The organism is Aminipila butyrica (genome assembly GCF_010669305.1).
Classification (GTDB): domain Bacteria; phylum Bacillota; class Clostridia; order Peptostreptococcales; family Anaerovoracaceae; genus Aminipila; species Aminipila butyrica.
This window is the reverse complement of sequence record NZ_CP048649.1, coordinates 994,603-1,013,422: the sequence shown is the minus strand read 5'-3', so window position 1 is coordinate 1,013,422 and position 18,820 is coordinate 994,603. Positions and strand designations below refer to the sequence as shown.

The window sequence follows — 18,820 nt, the reverse complement described above, 5'->3', positions numbered from 1 at the left end:
GTTGTTAGTTATGGCTAACCCTTGGTTAGCGAAAGCTAACAGATTATACCATAGACACACAATTTGTGTCAAGGTTAGCATATGCTATCACGCAACGACCAATTAAGGCGGCCATATTTATTTGGCCGCCTTCTGACATGTAGCTATTGGAAGAATATTAATAGAAATCCGGTACACTTCGGTTAGTATTCTCCTTTCAATGATTTACGGTATAACGAAGCCAAACGCTGCCGTCTTCTTTAGCTTCTGCACCTTTCAGGGTAAATCCAACTGGTTTATCAGCTGCGAAGCCCCCTCGTGTTTCAAATAGCGCAGGGGTATCCGACGAGCCATCTGCTGCCGGAGCGATGACGACACTGAGTTCATCGCACATGCCTGCTTGTATAAAAGACCAATTGAGAACACCGCCCCCGCCTAACATCAGTGTTTTTACACCAAACAGTGCCTTTACCTTTTGCAAAGCAAGTCCATAGTCCAAGGATTCATCCCCAGCTAGGATATAGGAAATCCCCAATTTACGGAGAAATGCTTTATAGGCGTTGCTAGCCTTGCCTGTAAGCACTTCAATCACATGGGCAGTCGTATCCACATAAGTTAAGGTATTGCTCTCCCAACCCAGCCTGCCAGCAGGATCTACTGAAACATAATACATAGAAGCATTAGCTTCAGCGATAAAATCCCCTTCTGGTACGGAGAGTGCCTTCTGGTCCAGCATAGGTTCTTTATACCGTGTAAAATTGTCATCCGTCGTTATGCGGCCGGACAACCACCCCTGATGTTGGTAATAGGGATTTTTACCAAATGCAATATTGTAAAATACCTCTCCCGCTGCCTCACCCTCTTGAGTCCCCATATAAGAGCCCATAATCTTGCCGTCAATGGAGGTCATCATATGACAAAAAATATAAGGTCTATCCATTTTTCTTTTACTCCTTATCGATAAGATTTTTTAAATATTGCTGCACAATCTTCATCCGAAAGCGGCATAGGGTCACATTGGAATAGTCCGCCCATGGTAGCGCGTGCATTCTGTGCCATGGTCATAAATTCATTAGGCTGAATACCATAATCGGACATTTTTAAATCCGAAACGCCGCAGTCCTCTTGCAGCTTCACCAATGCGCGAATGAAATCCATCGGTGCGTTTGCGCCTTCCATTCCCAAAGCCTGTGCCATTCGCACAAATCGGTCGTCACAGGCGTGGTTTTCGATGAAATAGGTAAAGTAGGCCTGGGAAATCATAATCAGCCCGGCACCATGAGGCAGCTGGTGATGATAAGCACTCATGGCGTGTTCCATGGAATGTTCACTGGTACAGGCGCTAATTGTCATTACGACCCCCGACAGGGTATTCGCAAAGGCCATATGCTCTCTAGCCTCTAAATCATTGCCATCTTTGACAGCACGAACCAGATATTTACCCACATTTTCAATGGCAGTCAGCGCGTACATATCACTCATCAAGTTCGCCGCTGCTGAAATATAGCATTCAACACTATGAAACAAAGCATCAAACCCTTGATAAGCCGTGAACTTAGTCGGCACCGATTTCATCAATTCTGCATCGACAATCGCCATTGTCGGGAAAAGGGAATCGTACCCGCCAAAACCAATCTTCTCGTTGGTTTCTTGATTGGAAATAACACCGTACTGATCCACCTCGCTGCCTGTCCCAGCGGTGGTTGTAATGGCTATGATCGGCAGAGGTTCACTGGACAAGGTTTTTCCTTTACCCGTCCCTCCGGAAACATAATCCCATAAATCCCCGTCATTTGTTGCCATCGCAGCAATGGCTTTAGACGCATCCATAACACTACCGCCGCCCAGTGCAACGATAAAATCACAATTGTTCTTACGGGCGCAAACACTCCCCTCCATAACAGTCGTCTTTAAGGGATTTGCCATAATCTCATCAAATACAACCGTTTCTATCCCCGCTAGATGCAGCTGCTTCTCTGTTTCAGACAGGTATCCATTTTCCTTTGTAGATTTTCCATTAGAAATAATAATTAAGGCTTTTTTACCCGGCATTTGCTGGCTATGCAAATGGCCTAACTGACCTTTCCCGAATAGAATTCTTGTGGGTACATACATTTGAAAGCTCATGCTTCTCCTCCTACATTCAATTGACCTAATTTACATGAATTGATATACTTTAAAGTAAAAGTTTTCTTAAACTATACAACTTAAAGTTAACTTTAAGTCAATGCCTTTTTTAATAAATTTATAAATTGAGCAAGGAGATTTCATATGGTATATACAGTAGGAGAAATGGCGAAGAGATTACATATCGCCCCGTCCACCCTTCGATATTATGATAAAGAGGGCCTATTGCCTTTTCTTGAGCGTTCCGAGGGCGGAATCAGGATGTTTAAAGAAGAAGATTTTGCCTTTCTTTCCGTCATTGAATGCTTGAAAAAAACAGGCATGTCCATTAAAGATATTAAAGTATTTATTGATTGGTGCATGGAGGGCGATACTACCATCGCCCAGCGGTTAACCTTAATTAAAGAACAACGTGAATCCGTACTTTTGCAGATTGAACAAATGCAGCAAACCCTTGCGATGCTTAATTATAAACAGTGGTACTATGAAACAGCTCAAATAGCCGGGACTTGCTCCGTTCATCAAACGATGACATTGGAAGATATTCCTGAAGAATTTCATGAGGTCAGTGGGAAAAAGTGAGGTAAATTATAGCAAAGCACTCCTATTACCGACGAAAGACAAAAGCAAAAACGGGCCAAGAAAAAATATTCTTGACCCGTATTCATCTCTTTTTACACATGTATACCTAAAATTTTCAACTGTTCATTAATCTTGGCTTCTAACTCAGCTATTTCTCGCTTGTCTTGCTCTAGCAACTTATTGACTTCATCAAGATCAATGATTTGTTCTTCCTCAAACGTATCCACATAACGGGGAATGTTCAAGTTAAACTCGTTTTCTTTGATTTCTTCTAATGATGCCACATGCGCATATTTATCCACATCCACACGGTTTCGGTACGTTTCAATAATCTTATTGATATTTTTATCCGTAAGTTTATTTTGATTCTTACCTTTTTCAAATTCGTTGCTTGCATCGATAAACAAAATATCTTTTGTTTTACGATTTTTCTTGAATACTAAAATTGTAGTTGGAATGCTTACACCGTAAAACAAGTTAGCAGGTAAGCCGATCACCGTATCAAGATAGTTTTTCTCAATGATGGTTTGACGAATCGTTCCTTCTGCTGCACCCCTGAATAAGACACCGTGCGGCAGCACGATAGCCATGGTTCCAGTGCTATTTAGATGGTACAAACTGTGTAAAATGAAGGCATAATCTGCCTTTGTTTTCGGAGCAAGTTTACCATATTCGCTAAAGCGAGGGTCTTTTAGTTTCGTCTCGCTATTGTCCCAATGAGCCGAATAGGGTGGATTGGCAACTACGGCATCAAAAGAGCGGGGATGATCCAGTCCTTTTGCATCTGGTCCATCAGGCCAATCTCTTTCAAGAGTATCTGCATTAGACAGAGACATGTTGTTAAAGGAAACCCCGTGCATCATCAGGTTCATACGGGCTAAATTGTATGTTGTGGTGTTCTTTTCTTGCCCAAAGAACTTAATGGCCCCAGGTTTATCTCCCCCAGGCAGCTCGCCTTGAACGGTTAGCAGCAACGATCCAGATCCGCAAGTCGGGTCATACACCGAAAAAGTATTATCCGATTCTTCTACCCCATCTGTTACAACTTTAGCTAAAATTTTAGAAACTTCATGAGGGGTGTAAAACTCTCCGCCTTTTTTGCCTGCACTGGCTGCAAATTGACTGATTAAATATTCATAGATTGCCCCGAGAATATCTTTGCCGTCTTCCCCTTTGTAATCAATGCCTTCAACAAGTTTTACAATCCGGTTAAGGGATTTTGCCCGTTCATTTGTAGAAGAACCAAGACGAGAGTCTCCCAGGTTAATGTCATTAAATACTCCACGAAAATCTTTCACCGCTTCTTTATTTAATTCAGCGTTCTTATTGAAGTTTTCAAAAATCGTCTGATAATCACTGGGAATTACCATGCTGTTATCGATCTTTTGAATTAGCGATTCCCAGGTGTCAAGGGGGGCAATGGCATAGCCTAAACTTGAAGAAATATCTTCTAGGTAATCATTCAAATCATCCCCATTGGCTTGTTCTAAATAAGCTTTATTGATGGATTCGCCGCTGGTCACATCAATAACATTGTTTTCAACTAAATAGCGTTCTTGGTGCTCAGACAGATAGCGATAAAACATGAAGGCTAAAATATAATTCTTGTATTCTGCGGCATCCATGTTTCCACGAAGCTCATTAGCCATGGCCCACAGCTTTGTTGTAATGTTCTGTAAGTTATTACTCATGTTGTTCTTTTCCTCTCTAGACAAACATTTGTTGCAGTAATGCTTTCTTCTGTTCTTGCAAGTGTTCCAGCTTACGCTGGTGGAGGGTGATGAGCTGGTCGATGGTATTAAAAAGATTTCCAATTTGACTTTGTTCTTCATACCCGCAAATAAAAATTTCAAATTTTTTCATTTCAGACGCCAGAATGTGTTTGATCGTATTTCCCGTTGTTATACTATCAATATTACGCTTTGCTTTTTTAGTCTGGAATTGATAATTAGTAAAATGCGGGTTATTTTTTTCTCTTGGATTAGCAATTATAATGAGTGCATGAGCCGCAGTATTATCAAGATTTTCAGGAATTACAGCCGCATGACCTACATGACCGGATTGCACCATTACCAAATCATTTGTATGCAACCAATTATCCCTTTGCCTTTCATAGAAATCATTATTTACAAAAACCTCTGAATCTCTGTTGATTCGTCCATCTTTAATGTTATTAGATTCTAAATAAAAATGTCCTTCTTTTACATAATATGGAGTAGCTGTTCCCACAAATGCATTTCTAATTTTTTCATATACATCTCCCAACTTTTGATTTTTCCAAGCGTCAGTAAATCCTGGGAAGCGAACTTCCGGAAAATCTTCGTCTTCTTTGGGAAACATTTTTTGAAGCAGCCCAGCTTTTAATTTTTGTACGTTATTTAACTTACGCTGTTGGAGAGCGATAAGGGAGTCAATGTCTTTAAAGAATATACCAATTTTATTTTGTTCACTAAGTTCAGGAACCGGAACCTTTATCTCCATAACCTTTTTCTTAGATATATTATATCTTGAGATACCTTGAGCCAAGAATATGAATTTCTCCCGAATTGCTGGTGAGCGTAACATGAATGCCAAATAATATGGATCAAATTCTACCGTAGGTCTGTAGCCCAAGCAGAAACTATTCAGGTACACATCCCTAGTGTTTTCAAGCCACACAGACGACATGCCAACTTCTTTAGGAGTTTCAGATGATATTGTAAAGAACACATCACCATACTCAACCTGTTTTTGCTTATTATCAACTCCGATGCTTTCTAAGCCGTTTGAATCAGAGATTGTATTACCAAAAACATTAACATAAGTGACAAATTTAGCATCACCATGTCCAAACTCTTCTTTTGTTTTACCTGACAATCCACTGAATGTATCACCCACTTCCCCCAGCTTCCGTCGCTCCCACTCTTGTGTAAACCCAGGGAATCTTATCTTAGGTACATTTTCTTTTTTATCGCTCATTTATGCTCTCCTTGGACCTTCTTCATTTCTTTATCAAAATCGGAAATAATTTTCTGATGCTTGTTGAATTCCTTATATTCACCAATAGCTTTTGTCTTAGCTACATTGCTGGAAATACGTCCATGGCCCTCCAATATTTCATATCGGTTAAATTTTAAAAATTCATCAATACTTGTAGCAAAGTCTTGCATACCCAATAAAATTTCATCTTCCAGCAAGCGCTCTACGTAATCAAAGTAGGCGGACACGTTACGTTCCAGACTTCGAATTTCTTTTTCAGCGAGATAATTTTTTGCCACCACAACATCGGACTGCAAGATTCTTCCATCGGGAGAGTTCTTCCACGAGGTCAGCCCCATATGCTCTTTGTCTTTATCCGCACTATCATAAACAATTTCAGCCGCAGTTTTGCCTGTAATGGCATAGTGAAACTTATTTTGTACGGTAGCATAAAATTTCTCGGTAACATCTGAATTTCGATCATAATCGTATGAAATTTCTGCAAAAACATCGGTTATTTGCTGCCAGATACGCCGTTCACTTGCTCGAATGGAACGAACGGTTTCAAGCAACTCACGAAAGTAGTCCTTGCCAAAAACAAACTCCCCTTGTTTCATGCGCGCAACGTCAATCTTAAAACCTTTTTGGATGTACTCTTTTAAGATATCCGTTGCCCATATGCGAAACTTCGTCGCTTTTTGAGAATTTACTCGATAGCCAATGGAGATAATCGCATCTAAGTTGTAATATTTAACAGAGTTCGTCTGTGTTTTTCCTTCTATTGCACCGTGTTGAGTGGTATTTTCCAAAATGGAAACAACCACTGCTTCATCCAATTCTTCGGACTGGAAGATATTTTTCAAATGCTTGCTAATCGCCGGCACACCAACATCGAAAAGCTGTGCAATGGTTTTTTGAGTTGCCCAAATCGTCTCATCTTGAACAAGAACTTCTACTCTTTCATCAGCATCATACATTAAAAATTGTATTTCGTTCACCATATCCTCCTCATGGCCTTTCAAAAGGATTTTTTCTTTATAAGTTGAGTGGTTCATCTTTTTTTACCCGTCTAATTTTCCACCAGTTCATCAGCTAGCTCGTAAATTGCTTCACGCAAGCCATTCCGATATTTAATTTTAGACAAGGCCTGTACCTCTTCATCATGAGCTAGGGTCATATAGTCTAAACTTGCTTGCGCAATGATATCCCGGATTTGGCCCGTATCATCTAAATCTTGGGCACTATAGCGATGGCGACTAAACAGCTCTCGCATTTGAGCACTTGTAATAATATCCGTAATCCCCCATTTTACTCGAAAGTCCAGAAACATTCGATCCAGACTAACAAGGTTTGCTTGCTGAATGATTTGTTCACTGTCACTCAGCTTCGCCGGATACTTAAAGTTGGAGCCTACAGGTGGGAAGTACCCTTTAACAATCGCACCTGCTGCATTGATAATTTTAGTTGCATAGCTACGGTCCTCCAACCCATTAGCAAATTGATTGATTTTCTCTTGGGTCTCTTTCGCTTCTGCCTTTCTGCCTTCGTGAACTTGATTCAATAAGTTTTCCACCAGCTCTGTCAGATAGTCATAGTCAATTTTAACATCCTTTACATGAGTCATCCGCAGCTCAATTTGATAAAAAGGGATTTTTTTCTCTTTAGCAATATGAGACTTCAGCTCATTGGTTAAAACCGTTGTCAACATCACTTCTTGATCTGGATTCATTCCTAACGCTTCTATTAGCTCATCTGGATTGTCATAGTTAAAGCCAACTTTCTCTCCATCAACCTCCTCCGGATCATATTGCTTTAATTTGGCCATTCCTCTGTTATATTCACGTAGTAAATCCAGCATAAATTCTTTTTGTTTTTCAGATGGTGGCAGCTGTTGAAAGTCCATTGTAAGGCTGCTCAAATTTTCAACCACTTGTTTTACTTCATAAAACACCTCTTCAAAAGGTTTCGCAATGATACCGTCTTTTTGGTTGGATTTTTGTTGTTCTTCTACCGATAAGCTAGCCGAATCTTTATTTGCATAAACAGCCAGGGCCTTGTTCATCCGCTTTTCATTCTGCGCAGGCCATCGGTAATTAACCACCCGGCCCCAAGGCTTCTCCTGCATGTCCGCAATGCGGTTGGTTCTCGAATAAGCTTGTATTAGTCCCGCACCTTTCAAAGTTCTATCTACATAAAGGGTATTCAACTCAGGGGCATCAAATCCCGTTAATAACTGATCTACCACAATCACCAAATCAAGGAAATGACCATCTGTGGCTGATTTATTTAATCGAGCGGTTACGTCTTGGGTATAGCCTGAAACATCATCCATTCCAAAAGAAGTCCCAAATTCAGCGTTATAGACCTTAATGGCATCATGTAAGCCTTTATTGGTGGTGAGCATGCTATCATTATTCGATGTATTTTCGCTGAATGTAACGGCTACTTTTAAAGTCTGCCCACCTTTCTTCTTGTTTTCTTCGTTAACACGCTGAAACTCTTTAAAATACATTATTGCCATGGGGGTGCTGGCTTTACCACCACCTACGTGGGTGGTGAACAGCGCATTATACCTGCCTTCATTGGAACGATTCCGCCAATTCTTGAAAATGTCTTCAACTACTAGTTTAATATGGTCCAGATTCTCATCGTAGAAACTGGGTTCAATTGCATCATCCATATCTTCTGGAGAAAGCTTGTTAATTTTTTCTTGAATTTGTTCGTCGGTCCATTTAGGATGGCATTCACGATAGAACGCAGGCAGATACGTCTCCTTCATTTGTTTTTCGTCAATAGTTGTTTCGAAATCCACCTTAAATCCCAGAACATTGCGGTCAGCAATGGCTTCCCGAATAGTATAAGCATGCAACAGGGGTCCAAAAACGTCTTCTGTTCTCAGTCCAGTGGTTGTTTCATCAAACATCGGTGTCCCCGTATAGCCGACCCATGCAGACTTCTGAAAAGCCTTCTGGATATTTTGGAAGGAATCCCCTCCAGTTGAACGGTGGGCTTCATCTACAATAAACACCATATTCTTGTCTGGCGCATTAAAGCTTTTGCGTTTCACCAACGTATCCAGTTTTTGAACAGAAGTCACAATGATACTATTATCTTTACTTTTAAGCTTACGGCTCAAGTCTGTCGTATTGTATGTATCTTGAACACTGCCAAAAGTATCTTCCGTAGCATCGGGATCATAGGCTTTATAATTTTCATTGGTTTGCTTAGTTAAAGCAATCCGATCCACCACAAAAATAACCTTATCCACCCTAGGCATGCGGCTTGCAAGCCATGCCGTTTTAAAACTTGTAATGGTTTTGCCGGACCCAGTTGTATGCCAGATATAACCAATCCGATTCATACCCAGCTCAAAATCAGCACTTTTTAATTGTTCCATAACATGTTGTGTTGCATAGACTTGATATGGGCGCATCACCTTCAACATCTGCTGGTTTTTTGTGCCATCCAGAATCATGTAGTTGGTAGCCATTTGATGAGCCATGGGAATCGACAGCATGGAATCTGCAAACTCCTTCCAGCTGCGCACAATAGTATTATCACTCTTCCGCTGCCAGTTAAAAGCAAAGTCTTTATTAAATTTATCTGCCGTCATATTTGCCATATATTTCACATTGTTTGGCGTGATACCCACCAAAATCTGCAAAGTTGAGAAAATATCACGATACTGATTTTCATCCGCATATTGCTTCATCTGGTTGAGGGCTTCATCAATGTTCCGGGTATCCCGCTTTTCTTCAATTTGTATAATTGGCAGACCGTTAATCAACAGAGTCGTGTCAAAATAACGTTCTTTTTTCCCCGTAACAACTGCCGGACGTTTAATTTGATTGACCACCTGGTAGATGGTATTTCCCGCTCCTATTTGTTTTTGGTCAAAAACAGTAAGGAATACATGGCGTCCGTCATCTAAATCAATCTCAATTTGCGACACACCATTTAGCCCATACAAGAACTGGCCTGCTTCATAGGGCGTTTGAATGCCCGAAATAATTTTTTTCACTTGATTGAATTCCATTACACTTAACGGATGATGTAGTATATTTAAATTGTGCTGCTCCAAAATTTCCTTAAAATTATTCCAAAGCTGCCCTGTAGTTTTAATCTGTGGTTCATATTTCCACAGTTTCGATTTCACAATATAATCACCGTCTGAGTCCTTGGAAACAGTATTGTGGACTCGTTCAAGGTCTTCTGGCTGTGTAATAGTGCCACTGGTAATGTACTGAATTAATTCTGTTTCAAATTGTCTTTCGTTCATTGGTGGCTTACCCTCCTAAGCTTCTCTAGTATAATAATCGTTTCCAAGCTTGCAGACCTGTTTCTTAATCCCTTCAAACGCAACTGGTTGAAATAAAGCTCCCCCATGCATCGTTGTTTTTCTATTGCTGGCAAATCTGATAATTCAAGTTCTTTCACTTGTTTCAGTGTGTATTTTAAAACTTGAGAGCCTTGCAATCCGACTTGCAACTGCTTCTTTATGAATGAATCTTCATTAAGCAAGTAAACAAGATATTTTGAATCCATTTTCTCATCCGTGACTAGGTTAACGTAGTTCTGCGTGTATAGATACCCTTGATGATTTATGCCAACTATAGCCGATTTCCCTGATATTAAACTAAAAACAACATTCCCTTGGCATAGTGTATTCACCTTGTCAAAGGTTCTCACTTGTTTCTTGTCATTACTATTAAAATCAATACCAGCTAAATCCTCTTCCATATCAGATTGCCCATAATAAGTGTAACGTGGTGCTTTCTTATCTAACACTTCTTTAATCCTAAATTGTGGCGAACCACTTATGAACTCAACCACATCGCCTAATCGTCTCATAGAAACCGTGCCTTTCTGAAATTACGATTTATCTTCATCTATATTTTATCAAATTTGTCTCAAAAGTCAAGCTAATGTTAATTTTTTAAATTACATTTCCCGTAGACTTCAAGCGACGATTGCTTGGTGATTAGAAGCGGCAACCTAAAGCACTTTTCTCCTCCTCCAGCGCTGTTGCATGTTCTGCATATAACCTATGCATATTATGAATTTCACGCCGCGGGAAATATCCCTTATTATTAATAGGTAAGGTTAATGATCTGAACCGATTCAGAATAAATGCAAATTTTGAGTGCGTCCTTTTTCAGCGCGAGGGAACGGACGACATTCTCAAGGAGGAAAACAAATGGCAAATAGAGTAACAAATACGAGTTATGTAAAGTGGCCTGATTTTGAAGAAATTAAGGAGATGTTCAAGGAACACTTCATCATGGACAGACGGGAAGACGGAGTCGTAACAGTTCGTATGCACTGTAAAGGCGGCCCGTTGATTTGGTCCATGGAATTACATGATGCCATCGGCAAAATGTGGCGGCTGCTGGGAACTGACCGGGAAACAGAAATGATTATTTTCACCGGTACGGGTAACATCTGGGTAACAGACTTTGAAGCAGCCAGTTGGGCTCCCGAAGGTGACAATGCCGGTGAAACAAGATACAACCATATGTTTGTAGACGGACGCCGCATGATTATCACTATGATTCAGGATACCGAAGTGCCGACACTGGGCGTACTGAGCGGTTCCGGCGGTCACATTGAACTGGCTTGCATGTGCGATTTCTGTATCGCCGCAGATGATATCACCGTGCTGGACCCTCATATGCTGCCGGGAACAAACAATGTTCCGGGAGATGGCATTCAGAGCTGCTTCATGGAGTTAATGCCTACAAGACAGGCCGTTTGGTACCTGATGACTGGGGATAAAATGACTGCACAGCAGCTGCTTCAATATGGCATGGTATCTGAAATTGTACCGAGAGAAAAGCTGATGGATCGCGCCTATGAGATTGCGGATCTGCTGATGGCTCAGAACCGGGTTGCAAGACGCCTGGCCACTCAGGTTGTAAGACGGCCGTGGAAAAAGCGGATTGTAGATGATCTGGACTGTGCTTTCGGAACAGAAATGTTCGGCATGTTCTGTGCAGAAGAGTTGCATTCCGAGCTGCTGTCCATGTTGGACTACCTAGGCGTGAAAGACAAGATCGATCCGCCGCTGGTTGGAAAAATCAGATAGTTACTTATCGGTCCTGTTTTCTTCTTCAAAACAGGACCTTTTACTGATAAAATTAGATTGAAGGAGTGAATCAATGGGTAGATTAGAAAACAAAGTCGCCATCGTGACCGGAGGAAATTCCGGCATAGGCCGGGCAACAGCAGCTCTTTTCTGCAAAGAAGGAGCAAAAGTCGTGATTGTTTCCAGAAGGGAATCCGAGAACAGAAAGACCGTAGAGGAAGTCACCCGTCAGGGCGGAGAAATCATGGCAATCCAAGCGGATCTAAAAGTAATGGCGGACTGTAAAAAAGTGATTGACGAAACAATTAAAAAATATGGCCAGATTCACATTCTGGTCAACAATGCGGGAATTGCTGATAAGCATATGTCAATCACAAAATGTACAGAAGAATGGTATGATGAAGTCTGCAAAATCGACCAGTATTCCGTTTACTATATGAGCAAATATGCGTTAGCACATATGGAAAAAGCCGGTCAAGGCTCTATCGTCAATGTTTCTTCCATCGGCAGTCAAGGGGTGGCTGGCATCTCCTATAGTGCCGCCAAAGCTGCGGTAAACGCCATGACAAAGAACATTGCCATCCAATTCGCTGCAACGGCCATCCGCTGCAATGCTGTGGCACCAGGCCCAACGCCGACAGCCCTCAATACACCAGAAGCTATGCAAGGGTTTGACATGGAATTTGCGGGAGTTACCGCCAGACATCTGGACTTGACGGTGCCCGAGGCCCAGGCAGAAGATCAGGCAGAAGCTATCCTTTTTTTCGCAAGCGATGCTTCCAAAGCCATCACCGGACAAATTCTCTATGTGGATCACGGTACATCCTTATATTAACCAGCCGCCACAGACAAGGCACCAAAACAAAAATCAATAACATCTCCTAAAAAAAATGTGCTGCTACGACAAACTTGCATTGTCATAACAGCACGTTTTTTTATTTTATCCATTGGTTGATAATGTCCTCACTTCGCAAAATAAAGCCTTCCACATCTTCCACATTCAAGGCTCCCTGTCCCAGGAGTGCCAAGTCCAACAGCTGATTGAGAATCAGGTCCGTCTGCTTGCTGCAATTAGCTCCTTGAGGATCCGGAGCCTCTGAGGCCTCCAGCACATAACGGATAATATCATTGTTCAGATTTACAAGAAAGGTGCTTTTGGACTGCATCTCTTTAAGGGACGTATCAGCCTGGTTTATCATCCCGTAGATCTCCAGCATATCCGCCATACGTCGGGATTTCTCATCATGGATAATCAGGGTAGTAATACTGGGTTCTTCCAGATTGGTAATTTTCAGTTCCATCTGACCCAGGCGCTCGCCCAAAGCATGATGTATTTTGCTGGTCAGTCTTTCAATCTTTCCTTGATCTCCATCGTGGATAGCTCCCTGAAACAAGGCTTCCCCATCGGAATCAATGCGGACGAACCTCACATTGGAATGAATCAATTCCTGCCGTCTCAGAAATGGCTGATCGATAACGTGATCAAACAACAGCGCATTCAGCCGGCACCGTTTGAACAGTTTAATATAATGGGCTTGTTCGACGGAATCGGAAGCATAGTAAACAGTTCCCCCAGCAGAAGCCTCTCCTTCCGCCATATATTCCGGTATTGTCTTGTACTGTCCATAGATATCCTTGAAAATGACCTTGCGGGTCATCACCGAAGCAAAGATTTTATCCTGTAAGATCCCGTACTTCACAAAGGCATTGAGATGAGGCCAGAACCGTTCATAGTCAGCCCGGTTCTTTTCAAACAAATGATTGATGCCGATAGTTACTTCTTGGGATAAACATTCATAAATCAGGCTTGCCATATCGGCCTTTTGGTCTTCCTCCCGGATGGTAGACCGGGACACGACCAGCGGCAGGTTGGTGCAGTCAATAATGCCGCTTTGCAGATTGACAAACCGAGGTATCAACTCTTTGATATTTTCCCCCACGAACACACCTCTGTTGTAGATCTTAAAGGTGCCGTCGATTTCTTCAGTCTGATTTTTGGTATCTCGAAAGAAGAGAATGCCTCGCAGTCCAATATCAACGCTTTCAAATTTAATCCAGAATAACGGATTGGAGATATCATCATAACATTCCCGGTAAAACTGATTCATCGATTCTGTTGTTGTCTGAGAATCAGGCTGATTCCAAAGGGGATTGGTATCGTTCACCAGCACATGGTCAAAATTCGGTCCGTCAAAGTAAATCTCTGTCTTCAAAAACAGAAAGTATTTTTGAATAATATCGTGCACGGTGTCCGCTTTCTCTATGTAGGGATTATCTTTATTCAGATAAAGGATGACATCAGTTCCATGGGATGTCCGAGCTCCGGTTGTCATCTCATAGGCCATGTCCGATTTACAATCCCAACGCACGGCCGCCGCCTCTTCCAGATAAGACTTGGTTTCAATCGCCACATGGTCTGCAAGCATAAAGGCCGAATAAAAGCCCACGCCAAAATGGCCGATAATAGAGTCTTGCTGTTCTTCCCTGTACTGATTGATAAAGTCCGCCGCACCAGAAAACGCAATCTGGTTGATATATCGGTTGACCTCGTCTGCCGTCATGCCAACGCCATTATCCGATATGATAATTCGATTCCCTTCCCCATCCAACGTTACCGTGATTTTTCCCTGGGGATAACACCCCGCAGTCTTATCCGCCATTTGTACGGTAAGAAGCTTCTCAATAGCATCGGACGCATTTGAGATTAATTCACGAAAAACGATGTCCTGCTCCGTATACAGCCATTTTTTCAAAATAGAAAAGATATTTTTACTCTCGATTGAAAGAAATCCCCTTTGTCCGCTCAATTTGCCATCCACCTTTCTTACTTTAACACGCTGTATCTGACAGCGACATGGTATTAATTCATGAAATTATTATATCAAAGAACCAGCAGCGATGAAATAAAGAATGCCCCATTCACTTATGCAGAATCTAGCCGTTTATTATGCACAGAATGAATTTCACTGTCTGCTGAAAATCCCTTATGATTAAGTTATAAAGTTATCGTACTGTTTTTAGGAGGAAAAGAAATGACAAATAGAGTAACCAACACAAATTACGTAAAATGGCCAACCTTTGAAGAGATCAAAGACATGTTTCAAGAGCATTTCATCATGGACAGACGAGAAGACGGCGTTGTAACGGTGAGAATGCACTGCAAAGGGGGGCCGCTAATCTGGTCCATGGAGCTGCATGACGCTATCGGCAAGATGTGGCGGCTGCTGGGGACAGACCGAGACACAGAAATGATTATCTTCACCGGTACAGGAAACATCTGGGTATCCGACTTCGAAGCAGCCAGCTGGGCCCCCGAAGGAGATCATGCCGGAGAAACGAGATACAATCACATGTTTGTTGACGGCCGCCGCATGATTATCACCATGATTCAGGATACGGAAGTTCCCACACTGGGCGTATTGAGCGGGTCTGGCGGTCATACTGAATTGGCCTGCATGTGTGACTTCTGTATTGCTGCCGACGATATCACCATCCTTGATCCCCATATGCTTCCAGGCATCAATAATGTTCCCGGTGATGGCATCCAGAGCTGCTTTATGGAACTAATGCCTACAAGACAAGCTGTCTGGTATCTAATGACCGGAGATAAAATAACGGCACAGCAGGCGCTCCAGTACGGACTGGTATCGGAAATTGTGCCGAGAGAAAAACTGATGGACCGGGCCTATGAGATTGCAGATATCCTGATGGCTCAAAACCGCATCGCAAGACGTCTGGCAACTCAAGTGGTTCGCCGCCCGTGGAAGAAGCGGATTGTAGATGATTTAGACTGTGCTTTCGGAACGGAAATGTTTGGTATGTTCTGTGCCGATGAACTGCATTCCGACTTGTTATCTATGATAGACTACCTGGGCATGAGAGACAAGATAGAGCCGTCTTTTGTAGGGAAAATTCGCTAAAGGTGTGTTTTGTAATTTATTGGGCGGCTGAGATATCTCAGCCGCCCAATAGCTTTTTGGAATCAATATCCCCTTGCTCCTTTTCATTGTTCACACCTTCGAGCCTTTCTTTTATCATCAAAAATCCCAAACGTGTTCCCCTGTCATCCCTTACTGCACTGTAGGTGACCAGCAAGGTTTCTTCCGCTTCCTTTATACAATGCTTTTGCTGCCGACAGCTATCTTTCAGCAAATCCTGTCGGACCGCTTTCGGAAGCTGCTTCTCCTTTGCTGCCAAAGAGCCACCTTCGCTGAAAACTGCTTTTCCAGATAAATTGTAAAAAATTATTTTTAGTTCTTTTGCTGCCAATACCGACCGTAAAATAACGTCAGCTGTAGCTCGAGCCTCCAATGCCGCCCCAGGTTCTGGTGCCTGCGGCACAAATTCCTCCGGATGCGGAATATAAGCATAGCCCTCCTGATCGTCTAGCCTCCTAAGCGCTGCAAAGTCCTCCTCCGTCAGGCGCAAGAGGACTTCCGGGTATAGCACCCGCTCTTCCAGATCGAGATAGCGCATGAGCATCTGGCTCAGGGTTCGCTGATAATATAGAAAATCAAAGATATTTTCATTTATCAATCGTTCTCTGTTTTTCTCCAGTTCTTCGAGAACCGCACGCCCCAGGTCCTCAGCTGTCTGGGCCTGGCTATATATTTCTGACGAGGTACAAAGGGCGTAAAAATTCTTTTCCTGTCTTTTAATGTGCACAGCAAAGTGGCTTAACGTTTCGTAAAGTGCCACCCAGTCCTCTAGGGAGGCCCCCTCCTCTTCCAGCTCATCCATCTGCACCAGATACCCTCTGACACAGACGTTCTCCGCCAAATAAATCCTCAACGGATGGCCCTTCGGTAGCTTTTGAAATGGCGGAGTAAGATAATTCTGAAATAGTTCAAACAATTTTCCCGGGTTTGAGCGGCCGCCGCTCTCCTGCAACCGCTTTGCCAGTTCTTTTTTCATCCCCTCGTATTGTGCCGGACGGATGTGGCCCATTTCAACACGAATGAGATCTTTCGCCTGTTCTAGTGAAATCTGAGCCGACAGATACTGATCGGCAATTTGAAATAATAGGCCTACCTTTGCTTCGATTCCTTGACGGTAATCCATACTCCACCTCCATGTTGCTTATCTGATTCCTCTATACTATATCCATGGCGGCACAGAAACCCTCGTATACCGCCTGCTTAATCTGTCTTGGCACAACACAATCTCCCACTGTCAGGAATTTGGGGCAATCGCACTGCCGCAGGGACTCTACTTCCTGATTCAGAGGCTTCATTCCCGCAGCGTAAATCACCTGATCTGCTTCCATGAAGCCTCCCCTGCCCTCCCGATCCAGATAAGACACCCCCTGCTTTGTTATTTCCACGACAGAAACTCCGCAGGACCAGTCCAGCAGCTTCTTCATGCGGGGAAGGAGGGCCCTTCTGTGGCTGTCGTTGGCATCAACGGCTACATCTCCCTTCATTTCAAGGATATGAATCTTCTTTCCGGTTTCGGCAAGGTAATATCCAGTTTCACAACCGATAAGCCCTCCCCCCACAATGACAATCCGCTCTCCAAACCGCTCTGGCTGGGAATAGACGGTAAGCGCCGGCAGGGCCAATTCAATGCCCTTGATCGGCGGTACCCATGGTTCCCCTCCCACCGCACAGATTACCACATCTGGTTTCTGCTCCTTGAGGAATTCCGACGTAACTCTGGTGCGGAGAAGAATCTGGACACCTGCTTTTTTAGCCCTAACAATCAGGGATTCCCGATATCGCATCAGGGATTCCTTATGGTAATCTGTATCTGTAAACCATAGAATCCCACCAAGCCGATCTTTTTTCTCCGCCAGGATGACCTGATGTCCCCGTTCCGCGGCAGTTAAGGCTGCATAGAGTCCCCCAACACCTCCGCCCACCACGAACACCTTCCGGGATTTCTTGGGTTGAGGTGCCTGGCGCCATCGCAATTCTCTCCCTGACCATGGATTTACGGCACAGTGCCACGGCAGAGCTACCACCCGCGCATTGGGGTCTGGTGGAAGGGGATTGAAACAGGAACACCTCAAGCAAGGAGCAATTTCATCTTCTCGGCCTTCCAAGGTTTTATTTACAAATTCAGGGTCTGCAAACTGCTGACGACCTACGGCAACAAAATCACATTTCCCCTCAGCGATTGCCTTCTCAATCTGCTCCGGCGAATTAAAGCCGCCTACTGCTACCACCGGAATCTTAACCGCTTTTTTAATTGCCTCCGCCAAATCCAGATTACAACCGTGTTCATCAAACATAGAAGAGAACGCCTTTGTTTCCACATGGGCGTGATAAATGCCGGAGGTCACATGAATCAGGTCCACCCTATCCTCAATCAGCTTGCAGAATTCAATGGTCTCCGGCAGATGCATCCCGCCCTCTAAGCGCTCATCTCCAGAAATGCGAAGCTCAATCAAAAAGTCAGGCCCCACCTCTTCTCGCACTCGATCCAGCACCATGATTGGAAATCTGGCTCTGTTTTCCAAAGACCCACCGTACTGATCTGTTCTGAAATTGGAAAGAGGCGATAGGAATTGAGACAGCAGCCAGCCATGACCTGCGTGAAGCATCACCATATCAAACCCCAAGGCTTTCGCATTGCCGCAAGCGTTGGCATAATTGTCCGCAACCCGCTTCATCATCGCCTCATTCATTTCGTCAATCTGCACTCCGTCATGGCGCAAAAAAGCAGAAGGTCCAATGGGATTTTGATGATTAATACAGGTATCGGGATGATTGACGTTTCCTACATGGTTAAACTGAATGGATGCTAGCGCGCCATGGGCTTTAATGGCCTCTGTGAGAATCGCCACGGATTCCATATGGTGAACGGTCCTATTCGGATCTACCAGATTAATCCCATGATCGTGCCTGGCGGCAAATTCGAAATCCACAAAACTTTCCGTCAGGGTGATCTGGGCAAAGCCCCCTCTTGCCCGAGTCTCAAATACATCAATACCTTCCGGTGTCGGCGTACCGTTGTTCATCGTGACCCGGTTTGTTGTGACAGGAGCTGCCAGCACTCTATTTTTAAATGTTGTTTTTTTTATCTTTAAGGGTGAAAACATATTTGGGTATTTACTGTTCATCATTTAATCACACTCCTCCAATCTCA

14 protein-coding genes are annotated in these 18,820 nt (G+C 43.2%); 4 read left to right on the top strand and 10 right to left on the bottom strand.

The features are described 5' to 3' along the window. Window positions 1–196 precede the first annotated feature (196 nt). Window positions 197–919 carry a dihydrofolate reductase family protein gene (locus Ami103574_RS05025; RefSeq protein ID WP_163065586.1) on the bottom strand — a complete coding sequence of 241 codons (723 nt, stop codon included), beginning with the start codon at window positions 917–919 and terminating at the stop codon, window positions 197–199. Window positions 920–933: 14 nt separating this feature from the next. After that, complete coding sequence (locus Ami103574_RS05020) at window positions 934–2,106, bottom strand: iron-containing alcohol dehydrogenase (RefSeq protein WP_163065585.1); 1,173 nt, start codon at window positions 2,104–2,106, stop codon at window positions 934–936. Between the two features lie 144 nt (window positions 2,107–2,250). Between Ami103574_RS05020 and Ami103574_RS05015 the strand changes: the two genes are divergently transcribed. Then, window positions 2,251–2,688: a MerR family transcriptional regulator gene (locus Ami103574_RS05015; protein WP_163065584.1), complete on the top strand. Its 438-nt coding sequence runs from the start codon at window positions 2,251–2,253 to the stop codon at window positions 2,686–2,688. Window positions 2,689–2,780: 92 nt separating this feature from the next. Here Ami103574_RS05015 and Ami103574_RS05010 read toward each other — a convergent pair whose 3' ends face one another. From Ami103574_RS05010 to Ami103574_RS04990, 5 genes are all read right to left on the bottom strand, one after another. Then, window positions 2,781–4,379 carry a type I restriction-modification system subunit M gene (locus Ami103574_RS05010; protein WP_163065583.1) on the bottom strand — a complete coding sequence of 533 codons (1,599 nt, stop codon included), beginning with the start codon at window positions 4,377–4,379 and terminating at the stop codon, window positions 2,781–2,783. 16 nt (window positions 4,380–4,395) lie between these two features. Next, window positions 4,396–5,646, bottom strand: coding sequence for a restriction endonuclease subunit S (locus Ami103574_RS05005; RefSeq protein ID WP_163065582.1), 1,251 nt, complete (start codon window positions 5,644–5,646; stop codon window positions 4,396–4,398). Continuing rightward, window positions 5,643–6,647 (bottom strand): RhuM family protein, encoded by a 1,005-nt coding sequence (gene rhuM, locus Ami103574_RS05000; RefSeq protein WP_207710523.1) that lies wholly within the window; start codon window positions 6,645–6,647, stop codon window positions 5,643–5,645. The genes Ami103574_RS05005 and rhuM overlap by 4 nt, the downstream gene beginning before the upstream one ends. Window positions 6,648–6,715: 68 nt before the next feature. Further along, entirely contained in the window at window positions 6,716–9,925 is a 3,210-nt protein-coding gene (locus Ami103574_RS04995; protein ID WP_163065581.1) for a type I restriction endonuclease subunit R, read from the bottom strand. Beyond that, entirely contained in the window at window positions 9,922–10,497 is a 576-nt protein-coding gene (locus tag Ami103574_RS04990; protein WP_163065580.1) for a restriction endonuclease subunit S, read from the bottom strand. The genes Ami103574_RS04995 and Ami103574_RS04990 overlap by 4 nt, the downstream gene beginning before the upstream one ends. 346 nt (window positions 10,498–10,843) lie before the next feature. Here Ami103574_RS04990 and Ami103574_RS04985 point away from each other — a divergent pair, with 346 nt between their 5' ends. Both Ami103574_RS04985 and Ami103574_RS04980 read left to right on the top strand, forming a co-directional pair. Beyond that, the gene (locus tag Ami103574_RS04985) at window positions 10,844–11,731 is read left to right on the top strand and encodes an enoyl-CoA hydratase/isomerase family protein (RefSeq protein WP_163065579.1); all 888 of its coding nucleotides are present in this window, start codon (window positions 10,844–10,846) and stop codon (window positions 11,729–11,731) included. Window positions 11,732–11,804: 73 nt separating this feature from the next. Further along, window positions 11,805–12,566: an SDR family NAD(P)-dependent oxidoreductase gene (locus Ami103574_RS04980; protein WP_163065578.1), complete on the top strand. Its 762-nt coding sequence runs from the start codon at window positions 11,805–11,807 to the stop codon at window positions 12,564–12,566. 100 nt (window positions 12,567–12,666) lie between these two features. On the opposite strand, the gene htpG is transcribed toward Ami103574_RS04980, so the two are convergent. Continuing rightward, window positions 12,667–14,538, bottom strand: coding sequence for a molecular chaperone HtpG (gene htpG, locus Ami103574_RS04975; protein WP_163065577.1), 1,872 nt, complete (start codon window positions 14,536–14,538; stop codon window positions 12,667–12,669). Window positions 14,539–14,763: 225 nt separating this feature from the next. On the opposite strand from htpG, the gene Ami103574_RS04970 reads away from it, so the two are divergent. Then, window positions 14,764–15,651: an enoyl-CoA hydratase/isomerase family protein gene (locus Ami103574_RS04970; RefSeq protein ID WP_163065576.1), complete on the top strand. Its 888-nt coding sequence runs from the start codon at window positions 14,764–14,766 to the stop codon at window positions 15,649–15,651. A gap of 37 nt (window positions 15,652–15,688) precedes the next feature. Here the strand turns inward: Ami103574_RS04970 and Ami103574_RS04965 are convergent, their stop codons facing one another. Beyond that, entirely contained in the window at window positions 15,689–16,792 is a 1,104-nt protein-coding gene (locus Ami103574_RS04965; RefSeq protein WP_163065575.1) for a hypothetical protein, read from the bottom strand. A gap of 31 nt (window positions 16,793–16,823) precedes the next feature. After that, a complete protein-coding gene (locus Ami103574_RS04960) occupies window positions 16,824–18,797 on the bottom strand; it encodes an oxidoreductase (RefSeq protein ID WP_163065574.1) in 1,974 nt (657 codons plus the stop codon). Window positions 18,798–18,820: the final 23 nt, after the last annotated feature.